Genomic DNA, 15,147 nt, shown 5'->3' on the forward strand with positions numbered 1-15,147 from the left:
CCATTACACCGCGTTAAACAAAGCTTGAGTAAGCTTGTCGCTGGTAGAAATTGTCTTTGCGTTTGCTTGGTAGTTGCGTTGTGCAGTCATTAGAGCAACAAGCTCGCTGGTTAAGTCAACGTTAGAACCTTCTAATGCACCCGGAGTTAGGTCACCCATCGTACCTGAACCCGGAACACCCATAATTGGAGCACCTGAGCTAAAGCTTTGAGTCCATGATGTTCCACTCACTTTCGCTAAGCCTTGTGTGTTTGCAAAATCAGCAAGAACAACCTGACCTTGTAGCTGTGATTGGCCGTTAGTGTAAGTCGCGTAAACCATGCCGTTACCTTCAACGCGTACACCTGCAAGTTCACCTGATGTGTAACCGTTAGGACTATTAGTACTTACGCCAAAAGCTGCACCAAATTGCGTGCTGCCTTTCAGGTTAATGTCTACACTCATCGCGTTCGCGCCTGCAGCAGGGAATGAAACATTAAACGGCGCAGTTGGTGCTGAAAGCGAGCCGTCTTTACCAAACGTTACAGGCACAGTTGCTACTGGCGTCGTACCGCCATCTACTTGAACGTTCACTTCCCACGAGTTAGAAGCAGTCTTAGTAAAGTACTGAGTTACCGTGTGCGAGTTACCCAGTGAGTCGTAGACTTTTGTTGTGTAAGACGAGTTAAATGAGCTTGGATCTTTTGGATTGAATGGCGTTACGGCTTTATCAATAACAGACGCGCTTGCGTCGAAGTTCGCAACAAAATCTAAGCTGTCTGTTGCTTTAGCATTCAGTGAGGAAGTCGATACCTGAATATTACCCACAGAACCTGTCATTAGGTTGTTGTTGCTATCGACACTGTAACCTTGAAGCTTTGCACCGCTGTTAGCCGTAACAAAGTTGTTCTTATCCGTTGAGAACACACCTGAACGTGTGTACAACATTTGACCCATATTATCTTTAGTAACAAAAAAGCCACCGCCATTAATAGCTAGGTCCATCGCACGGCCAGTTCCTGTGATACTGCCGTCTTTGTCGAAGTTCTGTGAAATTGACGCGACTTCCACACCACCAGGTTGCATGCCGTTATATACAGCGGAGAATTCTGTGCGGCCACCTTTAAAACCATACGTTGATGCGTTGGCAATGTTGTGACTGATTGTGTTTAGCTCTGTGTTGGTCGCGTCCAGACCACTTAGTGCGATGTTAAAACTCATAAATAGACCTCTGATTTCCGTATTTGGTTAAGCACCAAACTGAGTGATTTGATAGAAAGGAACGTTGCCAACGCCATGGACATTGACTAATGCTGCGCCACCGGTATTAGGAATGCGCACTTGCTCAACAGTGCCTGCCATCAGCACATTTGGACTTGCTTGCCCTTCTTGCACTTCTACGGCCACTGAGTATTTGCCTGGTTTAAGACCAAGTTCTTCAGGATTAATTGAAAAGTCGACGTCACCTTTGCCGTGAGCACCTAGTGGCACTTTAGTTGATTGACCAAATTCATCTTTAACAACTAACGTGACTTGGTTTGAGCTATGAGCGAGTTCGATTTTTCCGTTTTGTACGTCTTCACCAAGCTGAAATTCATCCGCATTGACGTAAACCGTTTGCCCAACAAGGCCTGCTGTTGACAGCACTTGCATGTTGTCCAGTAACACCATGCTCTGTTGCATTGTCTTAGACATATTCTCGGTACTTTGTACCTGCGAGAACTGAGCCAATTGACCAACGTATTCCGTACCATCAAGGGGGTTAAGTGGGTCTTGGTTTTGAATTTGAGCCACCATCAAAGAAATAAACTCATTCTCCAATGAAGAAGCACTGTTCATGTCTTTAGGGTTTGGTGAGATACCGTTGCTGTCTTTTGATTTTGTATTTACTGGAGCGTCAGACGATAAAGGGGTGTATTGTGCAATACTCATTAGCTACCCTGCCCTAATCTAAGCAGACCTTGCTGCATACTTTTTACATTGGCTAATACTTCAACATTCGTTTCGAAGCTGCGTGTTGCGGACATCATGTCTGCCATTTCAGCAACTACATCAATATCTGGGTAAAACACATAGCCTTCATCATTAGCCAGTGGGTTGTTCGGCTCAAAACGCTTCTCTGCATCTCCAGCATTTTTAACAACGTCAACAATGCGAACTTCTGCATTGGGATAAGCTCCATTTTCTGTTGTCATTTGCGTTTTTTGGTACACAGTCGCAAATACTGGCTTAAGCGCTTTATAAGCATCTTCTGGATTTGCAGATACTGCATCTGCGTTTGCTAGGTTACTGGCTACCGTATTAAGACGCACAGTTTGTGCTGTCATCGCGGAACCAGTGATCGAGTAAATATCAGTGAATGACATAATTAACGTCCCTCAATCGCTTTCGCTAAGCCATTAAATTTCATGTTGAGAAACGTCAGGCTAGTTTGAAAGTCCATGTTGTTTTGCGTGAATTTTGCTTGTTCAACACCAAGCTCTACGGTGTTGCCATTTTTGCTATTCTGGTAAGGCACCGAGTATTGGGCCTGAACCTGGAACTTTGGCACCGGTTTGTTCACACCACCTGCCGTTACTTGGTTCATTACGGTGGTGAAACTTAGGTCTTTCGCCAAATACCCAGGGGTGTCAACATTTGCTAGGTTACTGGCGAGGACTTTGGTACGCTGAACGCGAAAATTAAGTGCCTCTGGATGTACTCCTAAAGCATTTTCAAATGTGATCGCCATGCATCTTCCTTACAGTTGGCTCGAATACGCCAACATACAAACAAGATACGTGCCATAAAAAATAGCCATATATATCAATGATTTACAAACAAGGATGGAAGCCAAACTTCCGGTTCTCGGAAAGCATTAAAAACAAGAGGAAAGTGTCTACTTCCTCAACAATAATGCTGACGTTACTCGCTTTGACATCAGAACAAGCATTCGCCAACACCAATGACAAAACCCTAAGCGTTGAAGAGATAAGGTCCGTTGTAGCAACGGATTTCGAACAAGAGGTGGATCGCGTAGCGCTCTCCAATCAGTGGGGGGAGTACAAACTAGACTTCGACATATGGGTGCCCGGTTCAGCCAATCACTTGCCAGAATGTGAATCGCCTTTAGTTATCACAGGTCGTGACAACAACACGTTGCCAGTCGGTAACCTCAAGCGCTCAGTCAGCTGCGACAATATCGCATCACCATGGCGAATTAACGTTACGATAAAGTCTTCGCTGACTCTGCCTGTTTTGGTCGCGACAACCACGGTTGGCCGAAATGAAGCCGTAACGGCTAAACACATAAAGCTTGAAACCCGAACCATCTCTCGCCAAGACGATTTTTATACTCGCCCCGAGCAAGCAGTAGGCTTAGAAACCTCTCGTCGTTTGCGGGCTGGACAAGTGGTTAATCCATCCAATTTGTCGGCCCCACCTCTAATCGAGAAAGGCAATGAAGTCATAGTCATTGCGAGCAAAAATGGATTTAGTGCCAGCACAAAAGGAGTCGCCTTAGAAGATGGAGCGAAAGGGCAACAAATTGACGTGGAAAACCCAAGTTCGGGCAAGGTCATAAGAGCAGTCGTAACTGGATTAAACCAGGTTCATACTCAATTTTGATTTTTTGACTCGGGGTAACATTTTTTAATTTTGGCTCTCGTCAGTAACACTGAACTTCGAGTACAAAAAAAATATTTAATGTTTATCACATTCTAACCGCCTACTTAATTTAGAACATGATGATGAGGACCACAGCATGAAAATCGACAAAGTCGCGGGCGGTCATGTCCCACAAACAAAATTACAGCAAGCAAGCAAACAGCCTGTCGACGTCGTCGAACAGAGCAAAGTACACGAGCCTGCATTTCAAGCGAATACCGTAGCGATAGATCGCGCTCAAGCTGAAATGGCATCACTACCTGATGTTGATATGGAAAAAGTAGAACAAGTACGCAACGCATTAGCGCGTGGTGAACTTAGCCTAGATACAAAAGTGCTATCCAAGGCAATCATGCAGTTCCATACAGGTCACGAGTAATAAAACGCTAGGAAGACATCATGGCAAGCGCAGTATCGCAGCGAATTCAACAATTTGTTCGCTCTATATCTGAGGATATTAAGCTTTATCAACAACTGCTTCCTTTGCTTCAGCAGCAAAAGGTATTGTACTTAAAGTTTGATGGAGAGGCACTGAACGACAATGTTCAGAAACAAATGCCGATACTCAATAAACTCAGCCGCTCCGCCAATGACAGAAGCCAGTGTATGCGAGCGCTGGGGTTAACGTGTAATGACGCCAGCGTAAAACGAATTTTCAACGCTTTGCCTGCCCAAATAGGTATGCAAGCTAGAAAACAATGGGCGCTATTGGAAACGTTGGTAAGTCAGTGCCAACAATACAATCAGAGCAATGGCCACAGCTCTGCGGCGTTCCATGAGTTGGTCAGTCAACTCAAACAACCTGTGCAACACACTTATGAAGATAAATCGTTCTAAACGATGTTCGTCTTGCCTACAGATTCAGTCGCCATCTCGGCTGAGTACTGTAGGCCTTTTTATTTTTATTGCCTTTCTGTCCTACCTTCCATTCACATGCCAGGCAAAACCAAATGCTGTCGATATTCAAACGCAGTATCAAGTATTAGCCCCATATAAGCCACAAATTGCCAAGCGTCTCGATTCATCCAAACCGGTAATTAACCACATTTTCAAACAGCTTCAAAACCACTCATTACCAAATAGCCTAGCCTTAGTGCCAATGTTAGAGTCTTCTTACAATCCCAAAGCCGTTTCTCATGCTAACGCCGCCGGACTTTGGCAATTGATACCAACCACAGCGAAACGATTCGGATTAACGATAAATACAAAACAAGACGATCGCTTTGACACAGAAGCCAGCACAACGGCCGCGCTCAAGTACCTGGCGTTTTTATACAACAAATTCGATCAAAATATGGCTCTGACCTTAGCTGCATACAATGCCGGAGAAGGACGCGTTGCACGTGCTATTCAGCAAGCAGGAAGTCGAGATTTCCAACAACTCACGCTGCCTAACGAGACTCGTCAATACGTCAGCCGCTTCTATGCATTGGAAAAGTTGATAGATATCGGTCAGTTACAATCCTCATCATTTCAACCTTTACTCTTGTTTGCTCCAGACACTCCTATGATTTCACAACCGCTGGTCGACTTTAGCCGACTGCCTCCGCTAGTTAATTTGTGATAAAAGCTACGACAGAGCCCAATGTCAGAGAAACGTAAAATTACAAGATCCTGTTCGGCGAATTTGAAAACTCGTGATCTCTATGCAAACGTGTGCAAAAAAGTTGAGGTAAGGTATCTCAAAGATAAGAAAGAGTAGTGGTTTACTAAAAAGCGCCCCAATTGCGCTTGGCAATTGGGTAGATATGCGTCACATTGCGTTTGCAAAAAACATGAAAACCAATGGTCAGACCTAATAATTATTTACACACTAAATGTAAAACAGCTATTGTTTTCATAGTTCGAAACAAATCTAACATATCAAGATGGCGCTTCGCTTGCGCGTCTGGAATAAGTCCGGGTTCCGGGGGGGAGTCCGGACTTTTTTATTGCTCTAAAATCTTTGCCCACAATAGAGCCAACAGAAGCTAAGTCGTAATAATGCAAGCTAGCTGCTTATAGTAATTCTTTAGAAATCAACTGAAGCAAAAACGTTTCGCGCTCAATGCTCATGCCTTTTTTCGGGCTTTCTGCCATCGTTTTTTCATTGTGTGCAATTGCTTCGTGAATGTTCATCCATAACGGGCGCATTCCATTTTTAACTTCGTAATCTTCATACGCCGTTTCGCCTAGCTCACGTTCGATTTTACATGTATAACAATACGACACCATGTGCATCACGTCAGCGTCATCCTTGTACCACGGACGAAACTCCTCAAAGATTCCGAAAGGCTTAATACCATGTATATTTTGGGCGCCCGTTTCTTCCTCTAATTCACGGACTAATCCAGCAATGACATCTTCACCATCATCAATACCACCGCCTGGTAGCGTGTAGTCATGGTAACGTTCTGTATAGAGCAACAGCACATCTTCACCATCAAGTACAATGGCTCGCGCTGCATTGCGCTGAAAAACAATTTTGTCATCCAAATGCTCTATGTCTGGATGAACGGTCGATTTTAAATGTCTCATCGAAAATACCACGGTCAATGTTTTGTGCGCATATTACCGAATTTCACACTTTAAATCATTGTTGTAGGCCAGGTACGTTCGAGCGCTTGTCAGGAAGTGATTGATATGACCTTCACAACAATACGCCAAGAACAGAAGTGTGACGTGCTAATCAGCAATAAATGAGAATATCTAAATTCTTATACGTCCCTCTTACTTTTAACATCGATAAGACAATAATCTCTTAAAGTTGCCTATAATCAATACAATACTCGCCCACCCCATGCGGAGATAAAGAATGAAAAAGACAAATTTAATGATGGCTATGGCTGCAACATTGGTACTGGCTGGTTGTTCAACTTACGAGGGAGCGACCCGATCAACTGAGTATACCTCCGTTGCAAATCCCGCAGCCGTATACTGTGTTCAGCAAGGTGGTGAGCTGGATACCGTGTCGGAAAACGGCGAACGTGTCACTTACTGTGTGCTGTCGGACAATGAACGCGTCGAGCAATGGGAATACTATCGCGAGAAGCACAAAGAAAATGAGGGTGACAACTACTAATTATTTTTGTCGATACGTCACCTTCCCTCTATCACTTAGGAGCCTTTGGGCTCCTTTTTTATTTGATTTATCAAAGTGTTCTTACGTTGTTTTTACATATCTCTGACTTTACCGCACATCGACCCTATATCGAACAGTGTTCTATTCTTGACATTCCCCTGACATAACTTTCCACTTGGACAATAAAATTCCAAACACAGATCACACTAATTCACATTTCTTCCACATTTTCTGGGACAGGTGAGCAAGATGAAAACACAAATAGTAAAAGAAGCCGAGTCAGCCCCAAGCAACGTTGTTACTGAAAAATCAAAGCGCATTATTTATAAATCGAGTTTAAACGCCTTGATGATTGTCGCTATAAGTATTCTCGTTAACCTTGGTCTTCGTCTTGATTATGTCGTGTTGGGATCAAGCCTTGGCGAGCTTTCCGTTACAGAAACGCTCCAGCTTGTGATGCTTGCTATTGCATCATGGTCGTTTTTCAGCTTATCGAAACAACAGCCTCAGCTAAAGCATGCGGCTATTTTGATTGCAGGATTTTTTGCAGTACTGATTATTCGCGAAACGGACTATTGGACAGACATGATTCATCATGGCTCTTGGGTTTTCCCAGCACTTGCTGTCACCGCACTGGCTTGCGCCAAAGCTTACCAAGGTGGTAAAGGTACCATGAACGAAATGGCGACCATTTTAACGGTGCCACATATGAAGCTATTAGTTGGTGCTGTAATGCTATTATTAGTCTTCTCTCGTTTGTATGGTATGGGTAGTTTTTGGCAACAAGTGATGGACGAAAATTACATCCGTGATGTTAAAAATATCTCAGAAGAAGGTATAGAACTGCTTTGCTACTGTTTGATCGCATTAAGCGCCGTCCGCACAAAACGCGAGCTTAATGAATAGACTCTGGGTCAAAGCGACGGTTCAATGCCGTCAGTATCGGATGGAAGATACTTAATGCCTTTTCCGCAGCACCTACAGATTCATCCAAGGCCGTCATTTCGACGGCCTTTTTCATTTCTTCAATATGTTGCAAAGCCTCTTTATCGAGCGGTAAAGAGAGCAATTTGTGAATAGCATCTCTTGCGATCATCAGTGGCTTTTTTCGGACAATTGATAAATCTCGGAAAAATGCGCCATGCTTGATCCCTTCTAAATAAACTCGGTAGGTTGTGAGTTCATCGAGTAGCAAGAATGTCTCCGCCATAAGCCCTTTATGTGGGTATGGCACGCTAATATGTTTGCTGATATCCAGTGGAATATTGAGGGTCACCCCCATGGATTCGCAATCGGATTTAAGTACTCGTAATAAGCCTTGCTCATCCATCAAATTCTGGATATCAATGATTCGTTCGAGGTGGTAGTCATTAGACAGCAAGATAACCTCAACCGGATGCCCCGACCATAACTCGAACAACCCACTTTTGCACAAAACTTGGGAAACATAACGCATGTTTTGAAACGTGTTCAACGACTCCGTTTCTAAGAGTATATGACGTTCAGGGAACGGATTCACAGAGTCTGCGTTTAGGGTTCTAAAATACGCGTACATCGCCTCTGCTTCAGAAACACTTTGTCCTTGCGTTACTCCGCCACAAAAAATAATCGCCGTTCGCTCTGTCGGTAGTGATGCAGTCCTACAAGACAAAGCTTCGACTCTTGTTATGCCCTCAGAGGTCAACCTGTTATTGACGAGGCGTTTACCTAAAACGATGACGATGTTGTCTAACTTCATTTTAAAATCTCGCGCTTAGTTGGCAGTGTTACAAAAATCTTCTTTCACTCCCGACCCACAAGCTTTAACATCTAGTTAACAACACTGTTCTAGAGACCTTTATAAAGGTTCACTGCTAAAGGAAGTCAATTATGCTGTCGATTTTCGATATATTTAAAATTGGTGTCGGGCCATCCAGCTCCCACACTAATGGTCCTATGCTTGCCGGATTCCATTTCACTCAGCTAGTTAGCGACTCTATGGCGAAAGTGCATCGGGTGCAAGTGGACCTTTATGGCTCATTGTCACTGACAGGTAGAGGGCACCATACAGACCGAGCCACGGTCCTTGGTTTGATGGGAAATAAACCTGATACCATCAAAATGAGCAGTGCCAAAAGTGCGCTACAAAATACCATAGACAATAATACGCTCATGCTCGCCGGTACACACCAGATTGAGTTTAGCTACGACCATGACATCGTCTTTCATAGCGACAACCTTCCCCTGCATGAAAATGGCATGACGATTACGGCATTAGACGCAGCTGGAGATCAAGTAGCGTTTGAAATTTATTACTCCATTGGGGGCGGATTCATCGCCACCGCCGACGAACTAGAGAACGGCACGCAACAAAATGAGGTCGCAGTACCATTTCCGTTTACATCCGCAGATGAGATGCTGGAAAAAGCCGAGACGAACGGTTTCAGCTTGGGAGGCATGATCCTCCAAAACGAACTCGCATTTCGCTCAGACGAAGAAATTAACCAAAGAGCAGAGCAAATTTGGAAAGTGATGTCGCTCTGCATGCAACGTGGTTTCGATACGGAAGGGGTTTTGGAAGGTGGTCTAAATGTCACTCGTCGAGCACCAAACCTTTTGAAAAAGCTCGAAGCCAACGCTGCAGTTGAAAACGATCCGATGGAGATCATGGATTGGATCAATCTCTTTGCCTTTGCGGTTAGTGAAGAAAATGCAGCAGGAGGGCAAGTCGTCACTTCTCCAACGAATGGTGCAGCAGGAGTGATTCCGGCGGTATTGATGTACTACCATCGCTTCATCAAAGAGCTCGATGTTAAACAGCTAAAAGACTTTCTCGCAGTCGCCGGCGCTATCGGCATCTTATATAAAACTAACGCGTCAATTTCTGGTGCAGAAGTGGGGTGTCAGGGAGAAGTTGGGGTTTCTTCATCCATGGCTGCCGCTGGCTTAACAGCGCTAAGAGGGGGCAGTAACGAGCAGATTTGTATTGCTGCGGAAATTGCGATGGAGCATTCATTGGGTATGACTTGTGACCCGATTGGCGGCTTGGTTCAAGTACCTTGTATTGAAAGAAATGCCATGGGAGCAATGAAAGCGATTAATGCATCGCGTATGGCATTAAAGCGCACAAGTAAATGCTTAATTTCGTTAGATAAAGTTATCGAAACCATGTATCAGACTGGTAAAGATATGAATAAAAAATACCGTGAAACCTCTTTGGGGGGCTTAGCTGTCATTCATATGGCACCGCCATGCGAATAATGGCAAGTGGTCATTGCGCTTAGCTTCTCACCATACGCTTATCTGGTAATTATGATCTGATGATATTACATATAGAAATGCCGCGTTCTTCGCGGCATTTTCTTAACAAGAAACTATTCGATTAATCACGTCGACCACGAAGTTCAATTTTTTGAGTTGCAGCATCCGAATGGATTGTTACACCGCCATAGGCCATTTCATTGCGACCCTTCAGCGTCAATTGAGAATCTGCACGCTCTACGTCAACCTGATTTTTCGTTGCCATCGTCATATCAATCGTGCCCGTGTATGACCCATCGCCAGCAAATGCTACGTTTGTTGAGCAAACCATCAAAACAAGTGCGATTAGTTTTTTCATACATCACCTCTATTATCGTTCTTACTTTCTTTCGGTGGAAAAACTGTAACAACAGAAACGCGCTCATACGAGGAAAGCCATTATTTACCAAATGGAAATCCATGCTAATAAACTGATGTAACCAAGAATAACTTATCGTTACCTTCAATAAATCAGGGATAAGGCAGCAACTTAAATTGACCAAGCGTTGTCTTTTCTTAAGAAATTCAGCGATATGATTTGTCGACAAAAGCCAAGCGAGACAATGTATGAGCGTTAATCTGGATATTCAAAATATTTTGGTATTAAAACGGATGTATGAGTTACGTAACGTCCGGTTAGTCGCAGAATCACTCGGTAAAACGTCAGGAGCAATCAGCAAAAATCTGACAAAGATGAAAACTCAGCTCAATGATCCGCTATTCGTTCAGACCAAAAATGGCTTTGAACCAACAGCTTTTGTGGAAGCGAACATTGCGCATTTTGAGCAAATAATCAACAGTATTGATTCCATCAAACCACAGCATTTTTCACCAGCTCATTTTGACGGCTCAATCACTATTTATGCCAACACATTGTTTTGGGAGTACTTCGGTGACAAGTTTTACTTGGAGTTACTAAAGCACGCTCCAGAAGCAAAATTCTCATGTTTGCGCTGGGGTAGCGAAGCAAAAAAACGATTAATTGACGGTGAAAACGCCATTGCGATTCATTACTTTGATGAAGATCTGCCACAGTCAATTGTTCAGACCGAACTGGGGCGAGGAAAAGCGGTATTTTTTGTTCGACAAGATCATCCCGCTCAAAACTCCCAAGAGCTAGAAGAATACCCTTTTATACTTTTTAAAACGCCGGGATGGAACGACTACCGATACCCTGTGTTGGAAAGGCTCAAACATATGGGTTTTAGAACCACACCTAAAGTGGAAATTGAGCACCCAGCGATGATTCAAAAAGTGCTTTTGCAAACGAATCATTTTGGCATAACGATGAGTGGACATGTTCCTAAGGGTTGCCGAAGTATCGCGCTTCCTGCTGGGCTAGAGCTTGATGTTCGCTACGTGATGAGCTGTCGTCGCTCTCAACAGCAAGCTCCGGTAAATCAGTGGTTATTAGATGTCATTAAGCATGTCGCTCAGTCCTAGACTGATGACTTGCTACTGCTAATAATAGCCAAACCACACATGCGCTCTACTCACTCGCTGAACGAACATTAAAGACTCTGTATTAACCATTGAGCAAAGGTGTTTACGTGTGATTTTTCGGATGCTCGAACCATCATATAATGTGCACCAGAACTTGGCATATGCCAAGTTCCAACCTGGACTAATACGCCCTGTTGCAGCTCATCCTCAACAAGAAAGTCTCTTACCAACAACACGCCAAGTTGATTCATCGCAGCATGAATAGCAAGCAATGAATGCTCAAACTCGGCGACGACTTTGCTCACCTTCCCTTGATAACCTTGGTGCGCAAGCCAATCTTGCCAAGATTCATGATAACCGCTAGTACAGATTTTAGGCACTTTAGCTAACTGCGAGAGGTCATTTATCGGGTTTAAATGCATAAAGCCCGGGCTTGCGACAACGATCCAGTTTTCTTGGGTTAATCGTATGGCTTCTTGCTCTTGCCAATCTCCATCTCCGTTAATAATTTCGATATCCGCAATTGCACTGGCGTTTGGAACTGTATTAGCAGTGGTCGAGATTTTAAAGGAAATGTCTGGGAATTGTCGCTGAAAATCAGCCAATCTTGGCATTAACCACTGAGAGCAAAAGCTGTGAGCGACATGTAAGTTAACTTGCGTATTCTTGGGACGAGTAAATAAATGCTGCGTCGTGGTCGATAATGTTTGAAGCACATGATTAACCACAGGCCAGTATTCTTGTGCGGAGCAGGTCAGCGTAAGGTGAGTGCCCTTGCGCTCGAATAACGTCGCATTGAGCTGTGACTCTAGCGATTTCACCTGTTGGCTGACGGCCGCACGAGTCACATTTAGCTCCTCTGCGGCTTTTGTAAAACTCTGTAGTCGCGCCGTGGCTTCAAAAGCTCGGAGCAAATTGAGCGGCGGTAAACTTTGCATATCATTCTCCCAAACACTTGGCTGTCATGCTATGAACTGGTGATGACAAATTGATGAAGGTGCTGAGTTTACGTATGTTGAGCACATGTCAAAGCGTCCCGATATAACTATGTTTCTACACAACTACTGAGTTAGTTAAGCGGGATCAAAAAAGCCAGCGTGATACACGCTGGCTTTTGGAACTTTATCTTAAGCAGGAATTATTCTGCTTTTTCAGTTGTTTGGTATTCAAACGCAGGAACAACCACTTCAACACGACGGTTCATTTGACGACCTTGACGTGTCTCGTTGCTTGCCACTGGGTTAGCTTCACCCATGCCTTTCACTGTCATACGCTCAGCCGCAATACCTTTTGCTTGGAACTCGTCAGCAACGGCTTTCGCACGTTTTTCTGTGAGTTGCTTGTTGTAAGCAGCAGAACCTGTCGTATCGCTGTAACCCGTGATCTCAACTTGAGCTTGTGGGTAAGTATTCATCAAATCAACGGTACCAGAAAGGTTCGACGCGTCTTTCACTTCTGCACTTTCTAAGTCGAATTGTACTGTCGCTGTTGTTTGAGCAGGGTAAACGTGATCTACAATGCGTGTTGCAGGACGTGCTTCTACCACCTCTTCAACGGCTTTTTCTTGAACGAGAGGCTCAGAACCAAACTTGTAGTTGAAACCGATACCGAAGAAATCTGAATCCATGTCTTCAATTACATCATCAGACATATCTTGGTAGCGTTGGTATTCAGCACGTAGGCTCCAGTTGTAGTTGATTTGGTATTCAGCACCCAGAGAGCCAGTTGGTACGAAATCTTTCTCGTCACCAGCCATCATGTATGCAGCACCAACTTTCGCGAATAGATTCCAAGAATCCGTTAGCGGTAGGTTAAATTTAGGAGCAAGCGTCAACGCCCAAAGATCACCATCAACGGTGTTTAGGCCAGGCTTTTTGAAGTTTGCAGTGAAGTCACCAAGGTAATCAACACCATACTCTGCTGCAACGTACTTGTTGAAGCTGTAGCCTAAGTGCATAGATGCTGCAAAACTGTCGTCGTCACAAGGTTCGTTTAGGTAACACGCATCGTTTAGAGAGTTGTAACCTACTTTACCGCCCATGTAAGTGTCAGCAAGTGCAACGTTTGAGATCACACCACCAGCAAGTACAGTAGCCACTGCTATAGCGATTTTTTTCATTATTCTTTTCCTTTTTCTTGTACACAAAGCAACACATCGCGGCAGCATACTGCCGTAAAATATGAAGCCGTAACTTTCTCTTTTCTTCGAATAGAAATAGCTAAATAGCGTAGGAAAGAATCAAAAATGATATTCAAACGCCAATGACGTAAAACGGAAAAAGGTAACCTCAAGACCATCTATTCATGAGCTTCATCCGCATACCCAACCGAAAAACAAAGTTCGTTGCGTTGGTTTAGCCATAGTCAATTCGTTGCGGAGAATATCACAAAGAAGCCAACTTTCTGTGACGCAAATCACCATAAAAAGCCACTTTCTCAAATTTAAGAATCATCATTTAAGCTTGTGAATGGCAACAAATTTTTACAGGGGAGCGTGGATCTGGAGAGCACAAAAAACAGCTCATTTAAATGAGCTGTTTTCGAAATAATGAAAAAGCGTTAACTCGTCGCGCTAAATTTTATCCGCTACGGTTAACGTTGCAGCTAATACATCTTGCCCAAACAAGACACTACGCTCAGGAGACCAACCGTAAAGTGGATCTGGGTGATTGTTGTTATCTTTAAATGGCATTTCGATTGTGTAAGACAAGCATTTGAACTGCTCTGCAACCCAATTTGAACCCACCGTCAAATTCGCTTTACCAGGCTCATCTTTATCGTAACCAATCTCATCTTGGAACTCTGGCGTAATAGTCAGTAACGCTTGCTTAAATGATGTCTCTAAAGCGGCAAGATTTTCATCGTAAGAAGGAATACCTTCTGAGCCAGCGACGAAGTTATACGGAATCGCTTCATCGCCATGAATATCTAAAAACATGTCAACACCCGTTTCCAGCATGCGCTGACGCACAAGGTAGACTTCTGGGCTCTTTTCCATTGATGGCGTTTGCCATTCACGATTTAGGTTTACACCTACTGCGTTGGTACGCAAGTGACCGCGAATACCACCGTCTGGGTTCATATTTGGTACGACGTAAAGCACCGCTTTTTCAAGCAATGCACGCGCAACCGTGTCGTTTTCATCTAACAGACGTTGGATCATACCTTCCATGAACCATTCCGCCATGGTCTCACCTGGGTGCTGACGTGCAATCATCCAGATTTTCTTTTTGCCTTCTTCTGGCTCACCAAAAGTAAGCAAGCTCATGTCATTGCCATCTAGCGTATGACCAAGCGTCTCTAGTTGGCAGTGGTGCGCGCTTTGTGCCATGTGTAACAAGTCTAAATGACGATCGTACGTGTATGGCGCAAAGTACGCGAAGTAAATTGAGCTGCGCTCAGGGATTACAGTGAAAGTCAGCGTGTCGCCATCGAACTCTGCCGGTACTCGGAACCATTCTTCACGATCGTAAGACGCAACCACATCGTAACCTTGCCATCCTTCTGGATAAGCCGATTTAGCCAAATCAAGCAATTTGATGGTGTGTGATTGCTCGGCTTCTGTCTCAAGACGGAAGTGGAACCACTGGTAGAATTCCGACATATTGTCGTTAGGAATTTTGAGTTGGATGTCGTTTTTGTCGTCCGCTTTCACTACGTGAATGCTGCCGCTATCGAAGTTGCTGAATACTTTCATTTTATGACTCACCTTTTAAATCTGAGCTTGAAAGACAGAGGCT

The 15,147-nt window shown here is 44.0% G+C and carries 18 protein-coding genes; 8 read left to right on the forward strand and 10 right to left on the reverse strand.

What is annotated here, in order from left to right:
* Positions 1-3: 3 nt before the first annotated feature.
* The 4 genes from flgE to flgB are packed head-to-tail and all read right to left on the reverse strand — an operon-like array spanning position 4 to position 2,710.
* Complete coding sequence (flgE, locus tag R7Z49_RS01280; RefSeq protein WP_005374010.1) at positions 4-1,200, reverse strand: flagellar hook protein FlgE; 1,197 nt, start codon at positions 1,198-1,200, stop codon at positions 4-6.
* A gap of 27 nt (positions 1,201-1,227) precedes the next feature.
* Positions 1,228-1,911 carry a flagellar hook assembly protein FlgD gene (gene flgD / locus R7Z49_RS01285; RefSeq protein ID WP_171342656.1) on the reverse strand — a complete coding sequence of 228 codons (684 nt, stop codon included), beginning with the start codon at positions 1,909-1,911 and terminating at the stop codon, positions 1,228-1,230.
* A complete protein-coding gene (gene flgC / locus R7Z49_RS01290; protein WP_005374012.1) occupies positions 1,911-2,345 on the reverse strand; it encodes a flagellar basal body rod protein FlgC in 435 nt (144 codons plus the stop codon). Before flgC ends, flgD begins: the two co-directional genes overlap by 1 nt.
* A 2-nt stretch (positions 2,346-2,347) precedes the next feature.
* On the reverse strand, positions 2,348-2,710 hold the full coding sequence (gene flgB / locus R7Z49_RS01295; protein WP_005374013.1) for a flagellar basal body rod protein FlgB: 363 nt from the start codon (positions 2,708-2,710) through the stop codon (positions 2,348-2,350).
* Positions 2,711-2,787: 77 nt separating this feature from the next.
* On the opposite strand from flgB, the gene flgA reads away from it, so the two are divergent.
* From flgA to R7Z49_RS01315, 4 genes are all read left to right on the forward strand, one after another.
* Complete coding sequence (flgA, locus tag R7Z49_RS01300) at positions 2,788-3,585, forward strand: flagellar basal body P-ring formation chaperone FlgA (protein ID WP_318111222.1); 798 nt, start codon at positions 2,788-2,790, stop codon at positions 3,583-3,585.
* 136 nt (positions 3,586-3,721) lie between these two features.
* Positions 3,722-4,003, forward strand: coding sequence for a flagellar biosynthesis anti-sigma factor FlgM (gene flgM / locus R7Z49_RS01305; RefSeq protein ID WP_005374016.1), 282 nt, complete (start codon positions 3,722-3,724; stop codon positions 4,001-4,003).
* 20 nt (positions 4,004-4,023) lie between these two features.
* Positions 4,024-4,461, forward strand: a complete 438-nt coding sequence (gene flgN / locus R7Z49_RS01310) for a flagellar export chaperone FlgN (RefSeq protein ID WP_318111224.1) — start codon at positions 4,024-4,026, stop codon at positions 4,459-4,461.
* The gene (locus R7Z49_RS01315) at positions 4,442-5,188 is read left to right on the forward strand and encodes a lytic transglycosylase domain-containing protein (protein ID WP_021707687.1); all 747 of its coding nucleotides are present in this window, start codon (positions 4,442-4,444) and stop codon (positions 5,186-5,188) included. Before flgN ends, R7Z49_RS01315 begins: the two co-directional genes overlap by 20 nt.
* A gap of 434 nt (positions 5,189-5,622) precedes the next feature.
* Here the strand turns inward: R7Z49_RS01315 and R7Z49_RS01320 are convergent, their stop codons facing one another.
* Positions 5,623-6,141: an NUDIX hydrolase gene (locus R7Z49_RS01320; protein WP_017819767.1), complete on the reverse strand. Its 519-nt coding sequence runs from the start codon at positions 6,139-6,141 to the stop codon at positions 5,623-5,625.
* A gap of 277 nt (positions 6,142-6,418) precedes the next feature.
* Here R7Z49_RS01320 and R7Z49_RS01325 point away from each other — a divergent pair, with 277 nt between their 5' ends.
* Entirely contained in the window at positions 6,419-6,685 is a 267-nt protein-coding gene (locus tag R7Z49_RS01325; RefSeq protein ID WP_169631762.1) for a DUF333 domain-containing protein, read from the forward strand.
* A 249-nt stretch (positions 6,686-6,934) separates the two neighbouring features.
* Positions 6,935-7,591: a hypothetical protein gene (locus tag R7Z49_RS01330; protein ID WP_318111232.1), complete on the forward strand. Its 657-nt coding sequence runs from the start codon at positions 6,935-6,937 to the stop codon at positions 7,589-7,591.
* Here the strand turns inward: R7Z49_RS01330 and R7Z49_RS01335 are convergent.
* Positions 7,581-8,423, reverse strand: coding sequence for a YdcF family protein (locus R7Z49_RS01335; RefSeq protein WP_138939760.1), 843 nt, complete (start codon positions 8,421-8,423; stop codon positions 7,581-7,583). The two genes, R7Z49_RS01330 and R7Z49_RS01335, sit on opposite strands and share 11 nt — an antisense overlap.
* Before the next feature lie 131 nt (positions 8,424-8,554).
* Here R7Z49_RS01335 and R7Z49_RS01340 point away from each other — a divergent pair, with 131 nt between their 5' ends.
* Positions 8,555-9,925, forward strand: coding sequence for an L-serine ammonia-lyase (locus tag R7Z49_RS01340; protein ID WP_186585502.1), 1,371 nt, complete (start codon positions 8,555-8,557; stop codon positions 9,923-9,925).
* A gap of 121 nt (positions 9,926-10,046) precedes the next feature.
* Here the strand turns inward: R7Z49_RS01340 and R7Z49_RS01345 are convergent, their stop codons facing one another.
* On the reverse strand, positions 10,047-10,283 hold the full coding sequence (locus R7Z49_RS01345; RefSeq protein WP_005374030.1) for a hypothetical protein: 237 nt from the start codon (positions 10,281-10,283) through the stop codon (positions 10,047-10,049).
* Positions 10,284-10,531: 248 nt separating this feature from the next.
* Between R7Z49_RS01345 and R7Z49_RS01350 the strand changes: the two genes are divergently transcribed.
* The gene (locus R7Z49_RS01350; protein ID WP_047102796.1) at positions 10,532-11,407 is read left to right on the forward strand and encodes a LysR family transcriptional regulator; all 876 of its coding nucleotides are present in this window, start codon (positions 10,532-10,534) and stop codon (positions 11,405-11,407) included.
* Positions 11,408-11,475: 68 nt separating this feature from the next.
* Here the strand turns inward: R7Z49_RS01350 and R7Z49_RS01355 are convergent, their stop codons facing one another.
* From R7Z49_RS01355 to R7Z49_RS01365, 3 genes are all read right to left on the reverse strand, one after another.
* Entirely contained in the window at positions 11,476-12,345 is an 870-nt protein-coding gene (locus R7Z49_RS01355) for a LysR substrate-binding domain-containing protein (RefSeq protein ID WP_138939764.1), read from the reverse strand.
* A 200-nt stretch (positions 12,346-12,545) separates the two neighbouring features.
* Positions 12,546-13,526, reverse strand: coding sequence for an OmpA family protein (locus R7Z49_RS01360; RefSeq protein WP_318111235.1), 981 nt, complete (start codon positions 13,524-13,526; stop codon positions 12,546-12,548).
* 453 nt (positions 13,527-13,979) lie between these two features.
* The gene (locus R7Z49_RS01365; RefSeq protein WP_017819760.1) at positions 13,980-15,104 is read right to left on the reverse strand and encodes a M14-type cytosolic carboxypeptidase; all 1,125 of its coding nucleotides are present in this window, start codon (positions 15,102-15,104) and stop codon (positions 13,980-13,982) included.
* Between the last annotated feature and the right edge of the window lie 43 nt (positions 15,105-15,147).

Source organism: Vibrio sp. 1562 (genome assembly GCF_033340155.1).
GTDB classification, from domain to species: Bacteria; Pseudomonadota; Gammaproteobacteria; order Enterobacterales; family Vibrionaceae; genus Vibrio; species Vibrio alginolyticus.

Bases quoted from the DNA above. Each gene is read 5' to 3' on its own strand.
- flgE (WP_005374010.1), bottom strand. From the start codon at position 1,200: ATGAGTTTTAACATCGCACTAAGTGGTCTGGACGCGACCAACACAGAG.
- flgD (WP_171342656.1), bottom strand. From the start codon at position 1,911: ATGAGTATTGCACAATACACCCCTTTATCGTCTGACGCTCCAGTAAAT.
- flgC (WP_005374012.1), bottom strand. From the start codon at position 2,345: ATGTCATTCACTGATATTTACTCGATCACTGGTTCCGCGATGACAGCA.
- flgB (WP_005374013.1), bottom strand. From the start codon at position 2,710: ATGGCGATCACATTTGAAAATGCTTTAGGAGTACATCCAGAGGCACTT.
- flgA (WP_318111222.1), top strand. From the start codon at position 2,788: ATGATTTACAAACAAGGATGGAAGCCAAACTTCCGGTTCTCGGAAAGC.
- flgM (WP_005374016.1), top strand. From the start codon at position 3,722: ATGAAAATCGACAAAGTCGCGGGCGGTCATGTCCCACAAACAAAATTA.
- flgN (WP_318111224.1), top strand. From the start codon at position 4,024: ATGGCAAGCGCAGTATCGCAGCGAATTCAACAATTTGTTCGCTCTATA.
- R7Z49_RS01315 (WP_021707687.1), top strand. From the start codon at position 4,442: ATGAAGATAAATCGTTCTAAACGATGTTCGTCTTGCCTACAGATTCAG.
- R7Z49_RS01320 (WP_017819767.1), bottom strand. From the start codon at position 6,141: ATGAGACATTTAAAATCGACCGTTCATCCAGACATAGAGCATTTGGAT.
- R7Z49_RS01325 (WP_169631762.1), top strand. From the start codon at position 6,419: ATGAAAAAGACAAATTTAATGATGGCTATGGCTGCAACATTGGTACTG.
- R7Z49_RS01330 (WP_318111232.1), top strand. From the start codon at position 6,935: ATGAAAACACAAATAGTAAAAGAAGCCGAGTCAGCCCCAAGCAACGTT.
- R7Z49_RS01335 (WP_138939760.1), bottom strand. From the start codon at position 8,423: ATGAAGTTAGACAACATCGTCATCGTTTTAGGTAAACGCCTCGTCAAT.
- R7Z49_RS01340 (WP_186585502.1), top strand. From the start codon at position 8,555: ATGCTGTCGATTTTCGATATATTTAAAATTGGTGTCGGGCCATCCAGC.
- R7Z49_RS01345 (WP_005374030.1), bottom strand. From the start codon at position 10,283: ATGAAAAAACTAATCGCACTTGTTTTGATGGTTTGCTCAACAAACGTA.
- R7Z49_RS01350 (WP_047102796.1), top strand. From the start codon at position 10,532: ATGAGCGTTAATCTGGATATTCAAAATATTTTGGTATTAAAACGGATG.
- R7Z49_RS01355 (WP_138939764.1), bottom strand. From the start codon at position 12,345: ATGCAAAGTTTACCGCCGCTCAATTTGCTCCGAGCTTTTGAAGCCACG.
- R7Z49_RS01360 (WP_318111235.1), bottom strand. From the start codon at position 13,526: ATGAAAAAAATCGCTATAGCAGTGGCTACTGTACTTGCTGGTGGTGTG.
- R7Z49_RS01365 (WP_017819760.1), bottom strand. From the start codon at position 15,104: ATGAAAGTATTCAGCAACTTCGATAGCGGCAGCATTCACGTAGTGAAA.